Raw genomic sequence first — 19,860 nt, forward strand, 5'->3', positions numbered from 1 at the left:
AACCAAATTGCACATATTAATGTAAACAAGGACTCTTACTATGACTAATAGAAAACCAACCTTACTTGGTGAATGTATCGCTGAGTTTATAGGTACTGGACTGTTGATATTCTTTGGCGTTGGCTGTGTTGCCGCTTTAGTACTGGCGGGCGCTCAGTTTGGGCAATGGGAAATCAGTATTGTCTGGGGCTTTGGGGTTGCGATTGCAATCTACTGTACAGCAGGTGTGTCAGGAGCGCACATTAACCCGGCTGTGACGATTGCATTGGCTGCTTTTCATGGATTTGATAAAGCAAAGGTTGTTCCATACATCATCGCTCAAATGTTAGGCGCTTTTTGTTCAGCTGCACTGGTATACAGTCTGTACAGCAATTTGTTCGTCGATTACGAGATTGCACATGGTTTTGCTCGCAGCAGCCAAGATGCACTGGCCACGGCAGGAATCTTTTCTACATACCCTCATGCGTCGTTGTCATTTGCAGGAGCGCTAGCAGTTGAATTTGTTATCACCGCAGTTCTGATGTTTGCTATTTTGGCACTCGGTGATGAAAACAACGGTGCTGCACGCGGTGCAATGAACCCTCTACTTATTGGTGTTTTGATTGCTGTGATTGGTGGCTCTCTTGGTCCACTAACGGGTTTCGCAATGAACCCTGCACGTGACTTTGGTCCTAAGTTGTTTGCATACCTTGCAGGTTGGGATTACGCGCTATCAGGTGCTAAAGACATTCCATACTTTATTGTTCCTATTTTAGGTCCGATTGCTGGCGCATGTTTTGGCGCTTGGGCTTACCCGAAATTTATCGCCCAATACCTACCAAATACAGGTACAGGTTGTACGATTCCAAATCAGTGTGAAGACACTGAAGAGAATCAAGAAGCGCACGTTTAATACTAAAATTACTAATAGAAATACCGAAACGAAAAGGAAATGATCATGACTGAGCAAAAATACATAGTCGCGCTAGATCAGGGCACCACAAGTTCACGAGCGGTTGTACTAGACCATGACGCAAATATTGTTAGCGTTTCTCAGCGTGAGTTCACTCAAATTTACCCAGAAGCGGGTTGGGTAGAGCATGATCCAATGGAAATCTATGCAACGCAAAGCTCTGTGTTGGTAGAAGCGTTAGGCAAGTCGGGTATTCGTAGCGACGAAGTGGCTGGTATTGGTATCACAAACCAGCGTGAAACTACCATTGTTTGGAACAAAGAAACAGGTAAGCCGATTTATAACGCGATTGTTTGGCAGTGTCGTCGTACTGCTGCAATCTGTGAAGATCTCAAACAGCGCGATTTAGAAGAGTATATTCAAGAAAATACAGGTCTAGTCTTGGACCCTTACTTCTCCGGTACCAAGATCAAATGGATTTTGGACAACGTTGAAGGTGCACGTGAAGATGCTGCGGCAGGCAAGCTGCTGTTCGGTACGGTTGATACCTGGTTGGTTTGGAAGATGACTCAAGGCCGTGTACACGTAACGGACTACACCAACGCGTCACGTACTATGCTGTTCAACATCAATACACTTCAATGGGATGAGAAACTACTTAAGGAAATGGACATTCCGTTGTCTATGATGCCTGAAGTGAAGAAATCATCAGAAGTGTATGGTGAAACGAACATTGGTGGTAAAGGGGGGACGCGTATCCCAATCGCGGGTATTGCGGGTGACCAACAAGCAGCTCTGTACGGTCAGATGTGTGTTAACGCAGGTCAGGCGAAAAACACCTATGGTACAGGTTGTTTCCTTCTAATGAATACTGGTCAGGAAAAAGTGACATCGAAGAATGGCCTTCTGACGACGCTTGCTTGTGGACCAGCGGGTGAACCAGCGTACGCACTGGAAGGTGCGGTCTTTATGGGTGGTGCGTCGATTCAATGGTTGCGTGATGAAATGAAACTATTGGCAGACGCCAAAGACTCTGAATATTTTGCGACTAAAGTAGACACATCTAATGGCGTTTATGTCGTCCCTGCCTTTACTGGTCTTGGAGCTCCGTACTGGGATGCATACGCACGTGGTACCATTGTTGGCTTGACCCGTGGCGTGAATTCTAACCACATTATCCGTGCAACACTTGAAGGTATCGCTTACCAAACGCGTGATGTTCTTGATGCAATGCAAGCGGACTCTGGAATTAAGCTTGAAGCACTTCGTGTCGATGGCGGTGCGGTTGCGAACAACTTCCTGATGCAGTTCCAGTCTGATGTACTTGATACGCATGTACTTCGTCCTAAGGTCACTGAAGTTACAGCCTTGGGTGCTGCTTATCTTGCGGGCTTGGCCGTAGGCTTCTGGGATAGCTTGGATGAAGTTGCAGATAAAGCGGAAATTGACAAGACATTTGCTCCTCATCACGATGAAGAAAAGCGCAACCGACGTTACAAAGGTTGGAAGCGTGCAGTGAAGTGTGCTCAGGCGTGGGCTGATATGCACGACGAAGAGTAATGAAAGAGTAATACAAAAACGCCCCGGACATGTCCGGGGCGTTTTAATTCAGCGGATAACTACTTGCTATGCAACGCTTTCTGCTTCAGTGCTCTTTTTTTCGCTTTGCATTTTCGCAAGGAAGTAAACATTAACGCATGCGATAAAGCCATTAGTCACAACGACTGGCCAAGCGTCAATCATAAGACCGTAAGCGGTAAAAAGTGCACAACCAATAAAGTTCAGTACACGTAGCTTAACAATGTCTTTCATGGTTAGAGAAATCGCTACCATGATAGATGCAGCGTAGCCTAGAATTTCAACCATATTCATATCCATAATTTGACCCTCTAAAAGTTTGCCGAACAATGTCGGTACCAATTCTTCTCGCCTTGAGATAACTGAGGAAGCTCCATGCCTCGAATGGTCTGAATGATTATCTGCAGGAAATATAACAGGGCTAAATGTGTGATGAAAGCCCCAGTTTTGGGTTTGTAGAAGGTTAGCGATTACGCAAACGTTTAATGTAGTTTACTAATTTGTAATAACTAAAAATGTTGGCTGCACCAACTGGTAATATTAAAAAAGCCCACATTTAGTAATGCAGGCTTGGTGTGCTACTAGTGGAATCAACTACTTCTTTTTGCCCTGAAGTACTTGTTTGTCTTCTTCCGTTAATTCACGGATGCGACGACTGATATCACGACGTTCTTTCGAGATTTCTGCACTCTTGATGATATGGTCATCAACGCGATCTTCATAATCAGCTTTCATGTTTTTGATGATGCCGACGATTTCATCTGGCGTCATATCGGGCTTGATGTAATCCATCAGGTTTTCTAGAAGATCGACACGCTTACGGTTATCACGAACTTTTTTTTCGTTATCAAGCAGTTCGCGTTTTAGCTTATTCTTACGACGGGCCTGAGCTACAATTTCAAATACACCACTCATAGGTTCCTTTCCTATATTTACTTACCTTTAACTGTCATCGATTAAAACACAACATTCCTGCCGATAACAGTCTTAAGATCAATCATTACAAGGCGTTGACGATTTTATCACCAATCTATTTATTAGGTGATTGAGCAAGGGCTATAGTTCAGGATATGATTTCATTATTGATATCAACTAACACCGCACCGCTATGCGAACTTCTGACATTATTATCCCCAAAATTGAGCCTGCTGAAGTGCCCCAGCGTTCGAGCAAAATCGTCGAAGCATACAGAAAAGAGCGTACTCGTCAGGAAGTGACGGAAGTCGAATTAAACCGTAGTAAAATCGTGATGATCGATGAAAACGGAAACATGAAAAAAGTTCCCATCCTTTCTGAACATTGATTTGGGAAGATTCAAATAAGGAAATAAAAATGAGCATAGAACTAAGTCCTGTTGAAGCCCGTGTTATTGGCTGCCTGATTGAAAAAGAAGTGACTACACCTGATTACTACCCACTGACATTAAACAGCCTGACCAGCGCATGTAATCAGAAAAGTAACCGTGAGCCTGTAATGGCGCTAAGTGAAGTGGACGTTCAAGAAGCCGTCGATAGCTTAATAGGGCGTAGGTTGGTTAGTGATGAAAGCGGGTTTAATAGCCGTGCTAACAAATTTCAACACCGCTTTTGCAACACTGAATTTGGTGATTTGAAACTGACCAAGCAAGAGAAAGGCATTGTTTGCTGCATGCTTCTGCGTGGTGCTCAGACGCCGGGTGAATTGAGAACGCGCACTAATCGATTAGCCGAATTTTCAGATGTTAAAGAAGTAGAAGCGATACTGGAACGGCTGGCAGCGCGTGAAGAAGGTGCATTGGTCGTGAAACTGCCGCGTGAAGCCGGTAAGCGAGAATCACGCTATATGCATTTGTTCAGTGGTGAGGTGGATGTAGAAGCTATGGCGGTTTCAAGTGTTTCTCCTGTTCAGCCAACGGTGAATGATGATCGCGTCGAGGCGCTTGAACAAGAAGTGGCGACGCTAAAATCGGAAGTCGCAGAACTTCGTCAGCTTGTCGAGCAATTGACGGCTTAATGTCACAGCCAAAACAAACTGCAACGTGTTCGGATTGGTATGTGTATCTTATTCGAACACGTTTGAATGCCTTATATTGTGGTATTACCACGGACGTAGAGCGGCGTTACTCTCAACATCAACTGGGCACTGGTGCCAAAGCCTTGAAGGGGAAGGGGCCACTGACTTTGGAATGGTCAGCTAAAGCGGGCCAAGATCGTTCAGCCGCTTCCAAAATAGAGTACCGCGTTAAGAAACTCACAAAAGCTCAAAAGGAGCGTTTGATTTCCGGAAGCTCAAATTTGAGTGACTTTTTCGATATTGATCTACTCGATTAAATTCCCGTCGTTTTCTGAAATTTGTATTAACCTTGATTATGAGACGTCAAAAAGGTTGATATGGATATGAAACTATTAAGAAAAACGTCAATAGTGGTGGCATCAGGTTTAATTTCTTTTACTGCTAACGCAGCAACGGTCGTCCCAGACGGTCGTGGCAATGGGATGGGGAACACGGGAGTCACCACCGCCGATTATGTGTTAGCCCCTTTCTACAATCCCGCTTTAGCTGCGGTGTACCGAGATTCAGATACGTTTGGCATACTCTTTCCCGGTATTGGAGCACGAATTCGAGATACTGACAAAACCCTTGAAACGGTTGATGATCTTCAGGATTCAATCAAACAGTTTGAAAGCAATCCTTCCACGCCCGGAATTGAAGCCACTATCAATGGTTACTTAGATCAACTTTCAGACGACAAACCACTTGGTGTAAACGGTGGTGTCATTGCTTCGGTTGCGTTACCTCTTAATGCTTTCTCGACAAACTTGTTTTTGCGAGGCTATGCGGATGTTATCGCAAAAACGGATATTTCCAGCTCTTCTAACACCCAAACACGCTATGAAAACTCTCGTGTCGACATGATTGCATTTGGGTACAGCGAGTTTGGTGTTGCTGTTGCAAAACGTATGACACTCGCAGGGCAAGACGTTTCACTCGGCATATCACCAAAGTTCCAGACTATGCGAACTTACAAACAAGCGCTAACGGTGGAAAATTTTGATTTAAGTGATTATGACCAAAGTGAAACCAAGGAAAACGCATTTAATTTGGATCTTGGGGCCGTCTGGTTTTATCAACAGTTCCGCGCTGGTATTGCAATCAAAGATTTGTTCTCACAAGAGCTTCAAACGCTCGATATAAGTGGCGTGAGCACCTACAAACTCGACACTCAGGTAACGGTGTCTGGTGCTTACGTGCTGGATTATTTTGTGGCGACGGTTGATTGGGATTTGACTAAGCAAGAGCGATTTACTGATCAAAACGACGATACACAATTTTTACGTTTTGGTGTTGAAGGCAATGCAATGGGATGGGCACAGCTGAGGGCCGGTTATGAGGTCGATTTGGAAGATACATTGGATAACTCTATTACTGCGGGGATTGGTATTAGTCCGGGTGATTTGGTAAGCCTAGATTTGGCGGGAAGTTATGCAGGTGACAACCAATATGGCGTCTCAGGTAATTTATCTTTTACGTTCTAGGTTCAAATATGCATAATTAATCTCTTTATGTAAGTTAATGTTTTTAATAGGTTAATTTATAGCCATATAGTCGACCTAGCGGAGATTAAATAGTATTCTCTAATAAATTAAAAACTAAAGTTAGCTAGGTATCCAATAAGAGGACAAACAATGTTTAAAACAACGCTGTTATCATTGGCGGTCGTTGCATCAGCGACCAGTTATGCACACACCACTCAAGTCCTCAATGGCTACTGGCAATACGATGAATATCTTGAATCCAACCCTGTACAGAAGCAGTTAACGAATACGTTGTCCGAAACAGTAAGAAACTACCCAACGCCAATCTCGGCAAAACAAGATAAACCCGTTTCTATTGCTGTGGTTTATCCCGGGCAGCAAATTTCGGATTACTGGGTTCGCAATATTAGGGCTTTTGAGACTCGTTTAGAGAAACTAGGGATCAGCTACAAGATAAACCAAGTTTTTACTCGACCTAACCTCGATGTTAGGCAACAAAGTCTTTCTTTACTTGAAGCGGTTCAAAATAAAGCTGACTACTTGATCTTCACGCTTGATACGACTCGCCACCGCAAATTTATTGAACATGTTTTGAGTTCAACCGATACCAAGCTCATTCTGCAAAATATTACGACCCCTGTTAGAGCCTGGGACGAGCAGCAACCTTTCATGTATGTGGGTTTCGATCACATCAAAGGTCCACGAATTCTGGAGCAGTACTACAAAGACACCATACCAAAAGAAAGCCGTTACTCAGTGCTTTACTTTTCTGAAGGTTATGTGAGTGATGCTCGTGGTGATACGTTCATTGAAGAAATGAGTCATCATGATTCGTACAAGCTATCTTCATCGTACTACACGACAGCAACTCGGGAGTCTGGATTTAATGCTGCCGTCAAAGCAATCGAGAAAGATCCTAGTATCTCCTTTATTTATGCCTGTTCTACAGATGTTGCCTTGGGTGCGGTTGAAGCACTTAAATCGATGAAGAGAGAAGATATTCTTATCAATGGTTGGGGTGGCGGTAGCGCTGAGTTGGAAGCGATTTCTAAAGGTGATCTAGACGTTACGGCTATGAGAATGAACGATGACACTGGTATTGCGATGGCAGAGGCTATCAAGTGGGATCTTGAAGGAAAAGATGTACCACATGTTTACTCCGGAGACTTTGAAGTCGTAACTAAAGCAGACAGCCCTTCGAAAGTTGAAAAATTAAAGCAGAGAGCGTTTAGGTACTCGGATCAATAATGGCATTATTAGCGCGGCGAGGCAGTAAGAGCCGTCTCGCCACATTACTTACCCGTTCTATATTCCTCACTATCGGTGTTTTGTCGTTGGTGATGGTATTTCAGAACTATCAAGTAAATCGCCAAGTCGTTTCCCAAGAGGTGGCGCGCTCAAAGCTGCAAACGCAAAGCCTAGTACAGCAGATTTTTAATTTTAGACTTAAAGCTCTAGAGATCCAGCAAGACAGCTACAGTCGCAATGAATCTTTGAGTGATGCGTTTGTTGAGTCTGACGTGAACGGGCTGGATCGCTTTTTTAACGGTATTGACCAAGCCGCACCAGAACTGGCACCTGATTTTCGTTTTATCACAGCGGAAACCGAAATGATCTGGGATGACTCTAATTACCAGTTCTATGGTATTTCTCCTGAGCAACTTTCTCATCTCAGTGATGAAATGACGACAGGTGGCAATTGGCACTTGTCACAAGCCCCATCTTTGCTAGGGACGCGTTATCTAATGGTTCGTCGCGTTCCAATCATTAATATGGTATCTGGCGAAGTATTAGGCTATCTCCACATTGGTGTTGTACTGAACAATAACTTTGCGTTAATCAACGCGTTGCTAAAAGGCAGTAACGCAGACCAAATTTTGCTTTCTGTTGGCTCAGAAGTGATCGCATCAAGCACCAAAGACAAAGATTTCCGCCATATTGAATGGCTTGAAGAGTCTGCACTGGATTTCACTGCCAGCAAATACATGGTATCTAAAACGGACCTGACCATTAGCAATGTGGCGACATTTCTATCGATTTATACCATCCAAGACAACCAGTCTATCGTCATTCTTGTTCGAAGCCACTATTTGTGGGTTGCAGTCGCGGCATTGCTTTTGATGGTAATTGCAGTTTATAGCCGTTTGTGGCTTGGTAAGCGCGTATCGAAAGAACTGGCTAAGTTGATGCGTTACACCGAAAGTACGGTTGAAAGTAAGGATGCGAGTAAGTTCCCTGGTTCTCCAATTGAAGAATTTGAACAAATTGGCCAATCATTTGAATTGTCATTCCAACGCCTAAGCGAACAGGAAAAGCAATTTGCTGACTTGTTCAATTTCTCCCTTTCTCCTATCACTCTATGGGATGTTGATGGCAAATTACTCAGAAGCAACCCAGCGGCAGAGCGCAGTTTTCGTGTAGAAATGGGCGATGAGCAAAACGATTATCAACTTTTGGTCGAAAAGCTCGGACCACATATCCGCATGTGTGCCAAAGGGGCAACACTGACGGGAATAAATATTGCCATCAGAGAGAAAACATATCGTTGGAACCTTTCACCAATCTTTGTAGACAAGGGAATTAACAACATCATGGCGCAAGGTCAGGATGTGACCAGTTTTGTCGACGCTGAGATTCAAAGCCAAGCAGCAAGAAAAGAAGCCGAAGAGTCTGCAAGAGTGCGAGCGGATTTTTTAGCTAAGATGAGTCATGAGCTGCGAACTCCACTGAACGGAATTCTAGGCGTATCGCAGTTGCTCAAAGGGAAAATATCTAATGCCGACGATATTGAGCATTTAGACGTTCTTTGTAACAGTGGTGAACACCTGCTTGCGGTATTGAATGATATTCTTGATTTCTCGAAGATTGAGCAGGGTAAGTTCCACATCCAGTCCGCGGATTTCCGCTTGGTTGAATTGATTAGTGCTGTTGAGAAAATCTATACACCGTTGTGTGATGAAAAAGGCATTGGCTTTGTGGTTGAAACCAATGTCAGTAACAACACTTTTGCGCACAGTGACCAGGTCAGGTTAAATCAAATCTTATTTAACTTGGTTAGTAACGCGATTAAGTTTACTCACGAAGGGAAAGTGACCGTGTCACTAATTTGCGACAATGAAAGTCCAGAATCACGCTTGAACATCAGTGTTCAAGATACGGGGATAGGCATCGACCGTGAGCGTATTTCTCATATTTTTGAACCATTCGTACAAGCCGAAGCAACGACAACGCGTGAATATGGCGGGAGCGGGCTTGGTTTAGCGATTGTTCACAGTTTAGTTGAGATGCTTAATGGGCAGATCGAGATTGAAAGCTCAATTGGGCATGGGACCAAGTTCAGCTTATCGGTGCCAATTGAGCTGACTGAATCTGTGGAGCAGGTGGAAGCCAATACACTGCTGGTTGACCCGGCGAGTCTGTTTGATAGAGCGCTGAATGTTTTGCTTGTCGAAGACAATCATACCAATGCATTTATTGCCAAGGCATTCTGCGAGAAATATAGAATGGAAGTGACTTGGGTTCAGGATGGACATAATGCTATCGATCAACTGAAGAAGTCAGACAATGTGGATTTGATTCTAATGGATAACCAGTTGCCAAATTTAGGTGGTATTGAAACGACCAAAATCATCCGTGAAGATTTGAAACTCGATGTCCCCATCTTTGCCTGTACTGCTGACGGGATGCAGGACACCAAACGCGCGTTTTTGAGCGTTGGCGCTGACTATGTAATCGTAAAACCGATTAAAGAATTAGCGCTGAATCAGGCATTTATTCACTACAAAGAAGAATATCTCACCAAGCTAGAAGAGTGTTGATAGCGCAGATTGCTCAAGTAACTCTTGCTTCAATTCGTCAGACATTTCAATTTCCTGGCTGAACTTGATGCCAAATCGATGGCCTTTCTTTTCTTTCTGAATTCCGACAATGGTGTATTTGAGATCTTCTGGGAGTAGCTCATCTAGTGGTGTGTCCAACTCTATAATACTGCTTTTCGTTAATTCACTTTCACCTGAAATAAAAAATGCGCATCCAGAAACTGAAAAATCGACCATGGCTGCTTTATAGCTGATGGTATTTGATTTGACCTCAATAGGAACATCCAAAGCGTATCTTTCATGCTCGCGTATAGGCTTAGAGGCGAAATGTTGAGGCATGCGAAGGAAAATCAGATGCCCGGGTGAGCTGATTTGAGAAATGACCGACGTTTTAAACGCAACGATATGACCAAGTTTGGTATTCGTTATTCCCCTTATCACAATTGCTGCATTATTTAGCTTTCTCATGATAAGCGATTCTTTTGCTTTCTGAGGTAAATCAATAATGAGGAATTGATTGGTTTTGCAACCAATATAGTGGGTATTAAACGGATATTGATCGGCGGGGCCAAACTCAATGGTTGCAGAGAGTCGCATTCCGGGAATAAGTAATTTAACAAGTTCAGTTGCAGCGTCATTCACAGAGGGCATGGTCAAAACATTTTATTATTATTTGAACGATATCTTTTTAAATATACTCCCTTCGTCAACAAGTGTAACTTCTGAAATTAAAAATGGGGGCTTAGCCCCCAATTTGTTATGCGCATTGCTCATGTATGCTGTATTCGGTTCCATCAAGGTAACTGTCAATCGCTTGATAACATTGTTGATCGCACAACAGATGAAGCTTACTGCGGCGTTTTAAGACGTCTTCAGCATTGGTGCCCAATTCATGCTTTACTAGATAGTCGATTTCTTTTTGATAGATACCGGCAGAGAACTTAATACCAAGATCTTGCTCTGTAGCCACGCCTTCTAGAAGTTGTTCCACACGGCTGCCGTAGGCTCTTAGCCAGCGTAAGCGTGTTTCGTTATCGATAAATGGAACCTGTTTCGCTAATCGAGCTTCCATCTTTTCCCACGTGAAGTCTTCGCCACCAGGAAGTGGGGCATTCTTTGTCCATGACTCCTTCAAGTTGAAGTATGGAGAAAGGTGTTGCATCGCAGATTCAGATAGCTTTCGGTACGTCGTTAATTTACCGCCAAAGATGGAAAGCAAAGGAGCTTCTCCGTCTTTATGATCCAGTGAGAGTGTGTAATCTCGAGTGATCGCTTGTGGTGAATCTGACTCATCATCACAAAGTGGTCTGACGCCACTAAAATCAGCAACAACATCATCGAGCGTAATTTGTTTGCGGAAGTGCTGATTCGTCACATCGATCAGGTATTGTTTCTCTTCCTCGCTAATCGCGACTTTACGAGGGTCGCCTTTGTATTCGACATCTGTGGTTCCGATCATCGAGAATTTACCTAGGTAAGGAATAACAAACACAATGCGGTTGTCTTCATTCTGCATAATATATGCTTGCTCTTCATCGTGAATTTTTGGAACGATGATGTGAGAGCCTTTGATCAATCGAATGCCGTAAGGGGATGGTAGTTTAGTGTTTTCGGTTAGGAAATCTTTAACCCAAGGGCCTGTTGCGTTCACTAGCGCTTTCGCTTTTCTGAAGAGCGTTTTACAGGTACGTTGATCGTATAGCTCGACGTGCCAGATGTCTTCGATGCGTTGAGCTTTGGTGACTTGGCAATAGTTACTCACCTCAGCGCCTAATTCTTGCGCTTGCATAACGTTCAGAACGACCAATCGCGCATCATCGACCCAACAATCTGAGTATTCAAAGCCAACGTTCAGTTCAGGTAAGGTAACATTCTGATTATCTAGCTTAATCTTCTTACTGCTAGGCAATGATGTGCGTTTTCCTAAATGGTCATAAAGGAACAAACCGGCTCTGATCATCCATGCAGGGCGTAGAAATGGTCGGTGCGGTAGCCTAAATCGCATAGGAAAGGCAATGTGTGGTGCTTTAGCAAGTAAAACTTCACGTTCTGCCAAAGCTTCACCCACCAAGCGAAATTCATAATGTTCTAGATATCGAAGTCCACCATGAATCAATTTTGAGCTGGCAGAAGAGGTTGCACCAGCAAAGTCTTGTGCTTCATAAAGGCCAACTTTTAAACCGCGACCTGCTGCGTCTACTGCGATGCCGGCACCATTAATGCCACCTCCGACGACTATTAAGTCCAGCAATTCTTGTTCTTTTTGTTCTTTTAAGTAACTAACGGTCATCTTTTTGATTCCTAATGTTCGAACGAGCATTTGTTTTGCGCAATATAACCACATTATAACCACAAATGTTAGACTTTACCTCACTAAATATGATCTAGATCATTCTAATGAATGTAAGCCGAAAGCAATTCGAGTGTTTTTGTATTAAAAAGAAAATTAAGGAACAAAAAAGCCCTCGACAAAGCGAGGGCATGGATAAAAAGAGGGGTTCTAGTTGCTATCTTGCGAGTTTCTGGTGAGCTCGAGAAAAGTGCCCGGCACAAAATGCACCAACAATCGAAAGTTCACCCGCGAGACATAACACGGCAGCGACTTCCGCAAGCGCTTTTGCTTTACCTGTACCTAGCAGCCCCATGAGTTCCAGACATGCTTTCTGGCTAGGCAAATGCGTTCCTCCGCCTACGGTTCCAACCATCAAGTTTGGCAGTGTGACACACGCGTACAGTCCGCCTTGTTTGTTCAACTCCATGCGAGTAATGCCTATTGCTGACTCAGACACACACGCAGCATCCTGGCCACAGGCAATATATAGCGCGGCCAGTGCATTCGCATAATGCGCGTTTACACCAATAGAGCCACTCAAAGCTGCACCTGTCGTGGTCATCTGGCCGAACTTAACCATTTGCTCGGGTGTGGTATGTAAGTACTTTTCTATGAGCTCTCTGGTTAGCTGGATTTCTGCGGTAACTTTTTTACCTCGAACATGGCGTAAGGTGTGCGCATTTGGCTTCTTGTCACCAGAGAGATTGCCATCAAGGAAAGCATCTTTAGGGGAGATAGGAGAGTGATCCAATATGTAATTGAAGACTTCATTGGTTGCGATTGTCACCATGTTCTGACCAGAAGCATCACCAGTATGAAACTCAAAAATCAGGTAGACATGGTTGCCTTCAATATTGACGTTAATGTCGTTCAGCTTGCCATGTGAAGTGGTTGATTCCGCCACTTGTTTGAAATGGTCATACTGAGTGACCACCCATGCTACGAACTGACCAGCGTCTGCTAGGTGCTGAAACTCAAACACGGGAGTTCGAGTCACTCCTTCGTTTAAGAGCATCGCGCTCCCCCCCCCCGCTGCGGTGATCAATTGTGAGCCTCGGTTATAGGAGGCGACTAGGGCAGCTTCGGTTGTCGCGAGTGGGACAAAGTAATCGCCATTAGCATGCAATCCATTGATGCGTAGAGGGCCAGCGAGACCAACGGGAAGTTTTACTGTACCGATAAAGTGCTCGATGTTTTTATTATAGAGTTCAGCTTGCTGTTCAGTCACTGGGTCGAGCAGCGCGTCTCGATCCGTCAATGGACTTAGCTTATCCCAACGTTTGGCCAAATTCTTCTCTGAGATATATGGGCTTGGTGTCAAACGCAAAGCGGGCCTCTCAAAATGAGGGCTCAGTAGTTGCTCGAGTTGCTCGGATTGTGGCCCTTGATTGAAGACTGGATTATTGTCACGGTGAGACAAGTTTAGTTTGGGCATGGCAAAGACAGATATTAAAATTATCAGTGGATTCTAACGACTCTGAACGGGAAGACAATATCTTGTTTACCTATTGGTACAAATTTCATGCTACACGTGTACGTCGAGTAACGTACCAATCATTTCTTGATCACGTTGTAGCATATTTGTTCCAATACGGCTGTATTGCTCTGCCTGAGTCAGTTTGATCATGGGTTCGATGTCGGAGGGTTCTGGTTGTTTGAATTCAACCTTATTGAACTCATAGGACTCGTCTTTTTGGATAGGATTGGTTTTGTGGACTTGATTGATTTCACGCGCAGCTTCGTCAGCCATTTTTGATGACTGTTCGATCAGTTGGTAGCCTGGCTGAACTGAGGAAACTGACATGGACACCCCCTACATAAATTAAGCTTAAGGTGTGTTTGCGTTTTCAGCAAGTTGTGCTACGAAAACAAGCTAGAGATGAGCTTTTGCTCTTCATCCGTCACTAGAACAGGGCGTGAGCCTTCCAGCGTTTCAGTTATCTCGCCCTTTAATGCACGTAATTGCTGAGGGCTTAAATTCTTTATCTGTTCTTTGAACAGTTCAAACTGTTTAGGGTTCATATTAGGTTGCCTCCGAATCAATCCAGTTTTCTGGTTCGAAAAGCAAGAGATGTTTCCTTTCATCTTCTTACTCCCGTAAGAATTATCTGACTCCAGTTTATGGAATAGAGGTGAAGTTTTGTCCGGGTAATGTCAGGTAGTGTTAGAGAAAGGTGAAGGAGACCGCAATGCGGCCCCTTATAATTAGTGCTTTTTATCGATAGTATCTGATTGATTTACGCGCACTGCGAACTTACTTGCTAATGAGTGCAATTCGGGCAGCATTCGATATATGAGGTACAACTGCTGTAAGACCATCTTAACCGAATTGTCATCTTCTTCACGCCATTCAGACAACCTTGCTTCCATCGCGGGATCGTCGATGTCACTGGTATCGCAGGTATCACAATGGTCGTTCAACTGATTAAACAAAATGTCCAAATGGTGGTGGATAACCCGATGCGCATCGAGTACCAGCTTATGCGTGTCTTCGTCGTTAATTCTCGTTCGATGAGCACCCAACGCTGAGATGTAGCTGAGTAGCGCATGACTTAAGGTTAGGAAACGAAAGCTCTCGTCTACCGCTGAACGATACCGACCCGGCTCGGCGAGCATAGAGCTGATCGCGTTAGTCAGGTTAGCGTCATGGTTATGGGCACTTCGTCGCGCGATTCGATAGGTGAGACTGTCTTTTTTGCCTATCCGGTACTGACCAATGATCTGTGCAAGATAGCTTCGGTTGGCGTGGATCGTATCTGCCATAACAGTGTGGAGTCGTTTTGACTGCCAATCTGGCAAAATAAGAGCGACGGCAACTACTGCCAAAGCGCAGCCAATAATCGTATCGGCCAAGCGTGGTAGGACGACGGCATAGCCATCTCCAAGTTGATGGAAGCAGAATAAAACCAATACAGTGATAAAGCCGGTGGCGTAGCCGTAATTTGCTAATCGGAAAGCAAAGAAGGCAACACCGGATACGACAATAAAGACCAGTTGGCTTTCCTGAGAAGGGAAAAATGTTAATAGCGGTACACCAATCAATAAGCCCGCAATGGTGCCTAACACTCTGGCGACAAGTTTCTGTCTTGTAGCGCTGTAGTTAGGCTGACATACGAACAAGGTCGTCAATAGGATCCAGTAACCTCTTTCGATACCGAAAGCTTGAATGATTCCATAGCCTGCGGTGAGAGCGATAGACATTCGGATTGCATGACGAAACAACATCGAATCTTTATTCAGATTGGATGTGATACGTAGCCACATCGCTTTAAGTGTATGCGCCTCCGTGTCATCAAGTACGTCCTCTTCCAACGCACTGGCATCAGGGTTACTGATGTTGCTGAGTTGTTTTTCTACTGTCGCAAGGTTATTGAAAAGGTAATTGAGCTGGTTGAGAAGGGACTTCCACTGGGGATTATTTTGTTCCTGTAGATGCGTAAGCGAGCTCATTAACTCATCCAATGCAACGACGGAGTCCTCGCTGTGTTGATACTCTTTCCCTAATCGAATGGCCTGAGCGATGTTTCGACACGCTTTTGCTTGGGTTTCCAGTAAGTGTTTAAACCTGAATAAAACGTCCGAACGCCCAAAGTGCTCTGCCAACTCCTGATAACGGTAATGGCTGGAACTGACTCGCTCGTGAATATCTTGTGCGAGGAAGTAAATATTGAGAAATCGGTCGCTTGCGCCATCAACATGGCCTCGTTTCGAACGGCTGAGCAATGTGGCTTTGCACAGGTTTAATGCTGTAACCGTAGCTGCATTGAGCGTTGCTTCTTTAATCCTAAAAGGTTGAGGTTCTAGATTGGTAACAGGGTGGAATAACTGGCTTCTAGATTCGAGGTAGTTAGCTAATTGAAGAAAAACGGTCGCTAGGCTTTGTTGAACGGGCTGCATAGGCCATAACGCTGACCAAACTATCGACATGAAGAAATACCACGCCGCGCCAGAAAGTAACATTATTGGCTGCAGCCATATATTGGTGCTTTCGTGAGCGCCTAACATCGTATATATGGCGATTAGCAGTGACCCAAACGCGATACTGGCGTATCTAGGGCCAATAGCACCCAGCATGATAAAACCAAATGTGGATGCAAATAGTCCGGCTGTGAACAGAATAGGAGTGTCAAACAGCAGCTCGATTGAAAACGATGCAATCGCGAAACAAGCTAGCGTCAATACAATGGATTTGAGTCGGCCTGTGAAATTGTCATCGCTTTCAGCCAGCGCAGCGGCGATCACACCTAAAATAAGCGGGATGATGTAGGCATCAATAGGGTAATACCAGCTCGGAATGACGACACCCAACAGAGTCACCAGAATGAGCAGGCTGTAGTTAATGGTCTTGTTTACCCAATAAAGGCGGAGCTGACTGAAAAATTGCACGTTATCGATTCTTAGAGTTGCTTGATACTGACTATTGTACCTAATAGTCAATGGTAAACTTCTGATACAGATAAAGAAACAAGTCTGTTTGATTACCTTTTCTACACCGTGAGCTTAGCAGTAGATATTGACAGGATCTTTTCATTCTTCAATCCGGTTGAGTTATGATGTCGGCAATTGAATTCAAGGACAAAACAAGAATGCAGCTAATTGCCAACAAGACTGCACAATATCTTATTCAAAATGAATATCATCAGGTTTCTCTAGAATCTGATTTTCTCGTATTAAGCTCTCGGGGCAGCGAAGAGCGCATTCCTTTTAATGTCTGGAACGGCAAAGTTAAACTTAAGCGTGGCCTTTTCTGGGGAGGGCTGCAATTCTTTGCGCACCCAGAAGAGGGAAAGCAGCAGTCCTGGTTAATTCAGGGGTTACCATGGGAGCGTTGCCGCGACTTTGCCCGATTAGCGGTGGCTTCCTATCAGAAGTGGCACCATCATCAGTGTGTTCAACTCAATAAGTTTTTACCTGAATGGGAAATGGAAGTGCGTGGTTTTGAACGCCAGCCTGCGTTTTTGACGCACTCGACGGTCAATGCATGGCTTGAAAAGATGAATCGCGACTTTTCAACCATGGAAATGACGCTTGAGGATGCGCTTTTGCGAATGCCGGATCGTATGTCTGAGATTTTGCCTTGGATTGATGATACCGATGAGGTGATGGCCACGCGAAACCAACGTTGGATGGTAACCGAGTTAGAAAACTGGAAAGTACTCTTTTCACAAATCGAGTCTTCACCGTTGAATTTGTCCCAACAACAAGCTGTGCTACTGAACGATGACAACAACTTGGTACTTGCAGGGGCGGGTTCAGGTAAAACCAGTGTTTTAACAGCACGGGTAGCCTACTTATTGCAGAGTCACTTAGCGCAGGCTGAAGACATCCTTATGCTGGCTTTTGGCCGCGATGCAGCAGAAGAGATGAAACAGCGTCTCGAAAACAAAATCGGGCTTAGCGCAGAGCAGGTGACAGTAAACACATTCCACCAACTTGGTCTTAAGATTCTAAATCAGGTTGAAAAAGAGCCCGTCACTATTTCTCCTATCGCTTTGGACGACAATCTCAAAAGCGCATGGTGCGTAGATTGGCTTAAAAAGCACTGGATGACACCTACCGCTTTCAAACGTTGGCAAAAACACCTACAAAAGTGGCCAATCGCCTATTTAGCGGGTGATGACGAGCTTGGTAGCCACGTTGAAAACCCTAAGCTGATTGCTTGGCTAAATAAGCAATTGAATCAGCTATCAGCGATGGGTTGCACGAAAAAAGAAATTCAACAAAGGCTGGTGGATCACAACGACTATACTCGCCTGAATAGTGAGCTTGCGTTGGTGTGGCCTTGTTATCAAGCGTGGCTGGAAACGCTCAAATCAGAAGGTCATATTGATTTCAATATTATGATCACTAAAGCGACACAGCATGTGATGAAAGGTAAGTTCAAGGCGCCTTGGAAGTACATCATGATAGATGAGTATCAGGATATCTCACCTCAGCGGTTGGCGTTAGTAGAAGCATTATGTCAACTGAAGGATGAGCGCAACGGTGTACTATTTGCAGTGGGGGATGACTGGCAGTCTATTTATGAATTCGCAGGTGCGGACGTTGATTTGACGACCGGATTTGCCGAACGCTTCCCACATTCTACGATCCACCATCTTGATACTACTTATCGTTTCAACAATCAGATTGGAGAAGTGGCAAACCAATTTGTTCAGCAGAACCCAGCTCAGCTCGAAAAAGTGCTACAGAGCCATAAAGAGCAAAAAGCGAAAGCGGTGACGCTGGCGCCGAGTAACACGGTCGAGAAAATATTGGACGAACTTAACCGCAAGGCTAAAAGTACGCAAACTGTATTGCTGCTCGGGAGAAATCATTATCACAAGCCAGAGCTTCTTTCCGAATGGCAGAAACAGTTCGCTTTGCTCTCGATTGAATTTATGACCTGTCACGCCAGTAAAGGCAAAGAAGCGGATTTCGTTATTGTTCTGTCTGTGGATGAAGGGCAATTCCCTGCGAGGGTTAAAGCGCTTCATATTGATGGTGCCTTGACTCAATCGGGGGATACGTTCCCTTATGCGGAAGAACGTCGACTGTTTTATGTTGCTATCACGCGAGCGAAGAAAAAAGTTTGGATAACTTATACAGGTTCAGGCTCGAGCTTTGTCAAAGAGCTGACTGAACAAGATTATCCGGTAATAGTTAAGAAATAGGGAGGTGGATTAGGTATGAGTGGCCAATTTTGCATTACGCTAACGACAGCAAATAATGATGAAACCACACAGAAAATCATCAACTCAGTATTGAAGAAAGAACTGGCGGCCTGCATTCAGACCATGCCAGTCAATAGCCATTATATTTGGGAAGGTGAAGTGTGTTGTGATAACGAAACTCTGTTGATCATCAAAACCAAAAAAGCCTGCTACGCGGAACTTGAACAAGTGATCGTTTCCAATCATGACTATGAGGTGCCTCAAGTTGTTCAAGTTCCTTTTACTGAAGGGTTTAACCCTTACCTTGCTTGGATTGAAGAAAGCACCCGCTGCTGAGACGCTAGTAAGCTCAGAGCGGTGAGCGCTCCGAGCGTATCCATTAACATGTCCTTTTGGGCATCCCAGATATCACCTTGAGAACCTAAAAACGCAATGCCTTCGTCACCTCCTGCGAGGGCTGCGTACCACCATTCCACAATTTCATAGCCCGCTGCGAGAGACATGATTGCAAATAGAGCAAAAGCGATTGCCAGCTTTGTGCTCATTAGCTGTTTTCTGATTAAGTATTCGGCGATAGGGTACGCATATAAACCGATAGAGAAGTGCGCTACTCGATCAAAGTTGTTTCTTTCGGAACCGATTAAGTTGTTAAACCAGTCAAATGGCACTTCGGCAAACGTGTATTTGGCTCCAATAGTGTGCAATGTAAGCCAGATAAACATCAGGCAATATGCAGTTTTGGAAAACTGAAACTGACGCGACACCAGCCAGATGAGCGCCAGAATCCCAACTGCTGGAATGATCTCAGCGATCCAAACTGCGCGCGAAGATGGCTCTATAGCAGAAAACAAAAACACCAGAGCGTAGGCAGCGGATAACCCACTTAAAAGCGAGAATGAGGTCTTGTTTGAGTTCATTGAAAGACTCCCTGAATATATTTGTATATATCATGCCATCTAATAAAACGGTGTTCAATTGCTCATTTGAACGTTTTCGCCAACTAATGATTAACTATTTATGTTGAAATGCGTAAACATCGCACACTTAACGTCCAAACTGACTGTTTCATTTC

19 protein-coding genes are annotated in these 19,860 nt (G+C 44.4%); 10 read left to right on the forward strand and 9 right to left on the reverse strand.

Translation table 11 applies throughout. The annotated features are described in order from the left end of the window. Window positions 1-40: 40 nt before the first annotated feature. Both F0265_RS05180 and glpK read left to right on the forward strand, forming a co-directional pair. Window positions 41-892 (forward strand): MIP/aquaporin family protein, encoded by an 852-nt coding sequence (locus F0265_RS05180; protein WP_045985197.1) that lies wholly within the window; start codon window positions 41-43, stop codon window positions 890-892. A gap of 45 nt (window positions 893-937) precedes the next feature. Further along, entirely contained in the window at window positions 938-2,452 is a 1,515-nt protein-coding gene (gene glpK, locus F0265_RS05185) for a glycerol kinase GlpK (RefSeq protein ID WP_065742909.1), read from the forward strand. Window positions 2,453-2,518: 66 nt separating this feature from the next. Here glpK and F0265_RS05190 read toward each other — a convergent pair whose 3' ends face one another. Both F0265_RS05190 and F0265_RS05195 read right to left on the reverse strand, forming a co-directional pair. Further along, the gene (locus F0265_RS05190; protein WP_171748067.1) at window positions 2,519-2,770 is read right to left on the reverse strand and encodes a YgjV family protein; all 252 of its coding nucleotides are present in this window, start codon (window positions 2,768-2,770) and stop codon (window positions 2,519-2,521) included. Window positions 2,771-3,064: 294 nt separating this feature from the next. Beyond that, complete coding sequence (locus F0265_RS05195; protein WP_006961083.1) at window positions 3,065-3,385, reverse strand: DUF496 family protein; 321 nt, start codon at window positions 3,383-3,385, stop codon at window positions 3,065-3,067. A gap of 193 nt (window positions 3,386-3,578) precedes the next feature. On the opposite strand from F0265_RS05195, the gene F0265_RS05200 reads away from it, so the two are divergent. From F0265_RS05200 to luxQ, 6 genes are all read left to right on the forward strand, one after another. Further along, window positions 3,579-3,773, forward strand: coding sequence for a hypothetical protein (locus F0265_RS05200; protein WP_171748068.1), 195 nt, complete (start codon window positions 3,579-3,581; stop codon window positions 3,771-3,773). A 29-nt stretch (window positions 3,774-3,802) separates the two neighbouring features. Continuing rightward, window positions 3,803-4,462, forward strand: a complete 660-nt coding sequence (locus F0265_RS05205) for a YceH family protein (RefSeq protein WP_171748069.1) — start codon at window positions 3,803-3,805, stop codon at window positions 4,460-4,462. Further along, window positions 4,462-4,779: a GIY-YIG nuclease family protein gene (locus F0265_RS05210; protein ID WP_171748070.1), complete on the forward strand. Its 318-nt coding sequence runs from the start codon at window positions 4,462-4,464 to the stop codon at window positions 4,777-4,779. The genes F0265_RS05205 and F0265_RS05210 overlap by 1 nt, the downstream gene beginning before the upstream one ends. Window positions 4,780-4,845: 66 nt before the next feature. After that, the gene (gene traF / locus F0265_RS05215; protein ID WP_171748071.1) at window positions 4,846-5,985 is read left to right on the forward strand and encodes a conjugal transfer protein TraF; all 1,140 of its coding nucleotides are present in this window, start codon (window positions 4,846-4,848) and stop codon (window positions 5,983-5,985) included. A 150-nt stretch (window positions 5,986-6,135) separates the two neighbouring features. After that, the gene (locus tag F0265_RS05220) at window positions 6,136-7,233 is read left to right on the forward strand and encodes an autoinducer 2-binding periplasmic protein LuxP (RefSeq protein ID WP_171748072.1); all 1,098 of its coding nucleotides are present in this window, start codon (window positions 6,136-6,138) and stop codon (window positions 7,231-7,233) included. Next, window positions 7,233-9,803, forward strand: coding sequence for a quorum-sensing autoinducer 2 sensor kinase/phosphatase LuxQ (gene luxQ, locus F0265_RS05225; RefSeq protein ID WP_171748073.1), 2,571 nt, complete (start codon window positions 7,233-7,235; stop codon window positions 9,801-9,803). The genes F0265_RS05220 and luxQ overlap by 1 nt, the downstream gene beginning before the upstream one ends. On the opposite strand, the gene F0265_RS05230 is transcribed toward luxQ, so the two are convergent. From F0265_RS05230 to yccS, 6 genes are all read right to left on the reverse strand, one after another. Further along, window positions 9,789-10,454, reverse strand: coding sequence for a PilZ domain-containing protein (locus F0265_RS05230; RefSeq protein WP_171748074.1), 666 nt, complete (start codon window positions 10,452-10,454; stop codon window positions 9,789-9,791). The genes luxQ and F0265_RS05230 overlap by 15 nt on opposite strands. A gap of 106 nt (window positions 10,455-10,560) precedes the next feature. After that, the gene (gene glpD, locus F0265_RS05235; RefSeq protein WP_171748075.1) at window positions 10,561-12,093 is read right to left on the reverse strand and encodes a glycerol-3-phosphate dehydrogenase; all 1,533 of its coding nucleotides are present in this window, start codon (window positions 12,091-12,093) and stop codon (window positions 10,561-10,563) included. Window positions 12,094-12,310: 217 nt separating this feature from the next. Then, on the reverse strand, window positions 12,311-13,570 hold the full coding sequence (locus F0265_RS05240; RefSeq protein WP_171748076.1) for a hydroxymethylglutaryl-CoA reductase: 1,260 nt from the start codon (window positions 13,568-13,570) through the stop codon (window positions 12,311-12,313). Window positions 13,571-13,660: 90 nt separating this feature from the next. Beyond that, entirely contained in the window at window positions 13,661-13,939 is a 279-nt protein-coding gene (locus F0265_RS05245; protein ID WP_095663781.1) for a hypothetical protein, read from the reverse strand. 56 nt (window positions 13,940-13,995) lie between these two features. Then, entirely contained in the window at window positions 13,996-14,157 is a 162-nt protein-coding gene (locus F0265_RS05250; RefSeq protein ID WP_006961073.1) for a hypothetical protein, read from the reverse strand. A gap of 183 nt (window positions 14,158-14,340) precedes the next feature. Then, on the reverse strand, window positions 14,341-16,521 hold the full coding sequence (gene yccS, locus F0265_RS05255; RefSeq protein ID WP_171748189.1) for a YccS family putative transporter: 2,181 nt from the start codon (window positions 16,519-16,521) through the stop codon (window positions 14,341-14,343). A 200-nt stretch (window positions 16,522-16,721) separates the two neighbouring features. On the opposite strand from yccS, the gene helD reads away from it, so the two are divergent. Together helD and cutA are read left to right on the forward strand one after the other, a co-directional pair. Further along, a complete protein-coding gene (gene helD, locus F0265_RS05260) occupies window positions 16,722-18,788 on the forward strand; it encodes a DNA helicase IV (protein ID WP_171748077.1) in 2,067 nt (688 codons plus the stop codon). A 15-nt stretch (window positions 18,789-18,803) separates the two neighbouring features. Then, on the forward strand, window positions 18,804-19,124 hold the full coding sequence (gene cutA, locus F0265_RS05265) for a divalent-cation tolerance protein CutA (RefSeq protein WP_040121662.1): 321 nt from the start codon (window positions 18,804-18,806) through the stop codon (window positions 19,122-19,124). Here cutA and F0265_RS05270 read toward each other — a convergent pair. Further along, on the reverse strand, window positions 19,088-19,705 hold the full coding sequence (locus F0265_RS05270; protein WP_171748078.1) for a DUF2238 domain-containing protein: 618 nt from the start codon (window positions 19,703-19,705) through the stop codon (window positions 19,088-19,090). The genes cutA and F0265_RS05270 overlap by 37 nt on opposite strands. Between the last annotated feature and the right edge of the window lie 155 nt (window positions 19,706-19,860).

Origin of the sequence: Vibrio sp. RE88, assembly GCF_013113835.1 — a bacterium.
Taxonomy (GTDB): domain Bacteria; phylum Pseudomonadota; class Gammaproteobacteria; order Enterobacterales; family Vibrionaceae; genus Vibrio.

Bases quoted from the DNA above. Each gene is read 5' to 3' on its own strand.
- F0265_RS05240 (WP_171748076.1), bottom strand. From the start codon at position 13,570: ATGCCCAAACTAAACTTGTCTCACCGTGACAATAATCCAGTCTTCAAT.
- F0265_RS05250 (WP_006961073.1), bottom strand. From the start codon at position 14,157: ATGAACCCTAAACAGTTTGAACTGTTCAAAGAACAGATAAAGAATTTA.
- F0265_RS05190 (WP_171748067.1), bottom strand. From the start codon at position 2,770: ATGGATATGAATATGGTTGAAATTCTAGGCTACGCTGCATCTATCATG.
- glpK (WP_065742909.1), top strand. From the start codon at position 938: ATGACTGAGCAAAAATACATAGTCGCGCTAGATCAGGGCACCACAAGT.
- glpD (WP_171748075.1), bottom strand. From the start codon at position 12,093: ATGACCGTTAGTTACTTAAAAGAACAAAAAGAACAAGAATTGCTGGAC.
- traF (WP_171748071.1), top strand. From the start codon at position 4,846: ATGAAACTATTAAGAAAAACGTCAATAGTGGTGGCATCAGGTTTAATT.
- cutA (WP_040121662.1), top strand. From the start codon at position 18,804: ATGAGTGGCCAATTTTGCATTACGCTAACGACAGCAAATAATGATGAA.
- F0265_RS05205 (WP_171748069.1), top strand. From the start codon at position 3,803: ATGAGCATAGAACTAAGTCCTGTTGAAGCCCGTGTTATTGGCTGCCTG.
- F0265_RS05230 (WP_171748074.1), bottom strand. From the start codon at position 10,454: ATGCCCTCTGTGAATGACGCTGCAACTGAACTTGTTAAATTACTTATT.
- F0265_RS05200 (WP_171748068.1), top strand. From the start codon at position 3,579: ATGCGAACTTCTGACATTATTATCCCCAAAATTGAGCCTGCTGAAGTG.
- helD (WP_171748077.1), top strand. From the start codon at position 16,722: ATGCAGCTAATTGCCAACAAGACTGCACAATATCTTATTCAAAATGAA.
- F0265_RS05180 (WP_045985197.1), top strand. From the start codon at position 41: ATGACTAATAGAAAACCAACCTTACTTGGTGAATGTATCGCTGAGTTT.
- F0265_RS05195 (WP_006961083.1), bottom strand. From the start codon at position 3,385: ATGAGTGGTGTATTTGAAATTGTAGCTCAGGCCCGTCGTAAGAATAAG.
- F0265_RS05220 (WP_171748072.1), top strand. From the start codon at position 6,136: ATGTTTAAAACAACGCTGTTATCATTGGCGGTCGTTGCATCAGCGACC.
- F0265_RS05270 (WP_171748078.1), bottom strand. From the start codon at position 19,705: ATGAACTCAAACAAGACCTCATTCTCGCTTTTAAGTGGGTTATCCGCT.
- F0265_RS05210 (WP_171748070.1), top strand. From the start codon at position 4,462: ATGTCACAGCCAAAACAAACTGCAACGTGTTCGGATTGGTATGTGTAT.
- luxQ (WP_171748073.1), top strand. From the start codon at position 7,233: ATGGCATTATTAGCGCGGCGAGGCAGTAAGAGCCGTCTCGCCACATTA.
- F0265_RS05245 (WP_095663781.1), bottom strand. From the start codon at position 13,939: ATGTCAGTTTCCTCAGTTCAGCCAGGCTACCAACTGATCGAACAGTCA.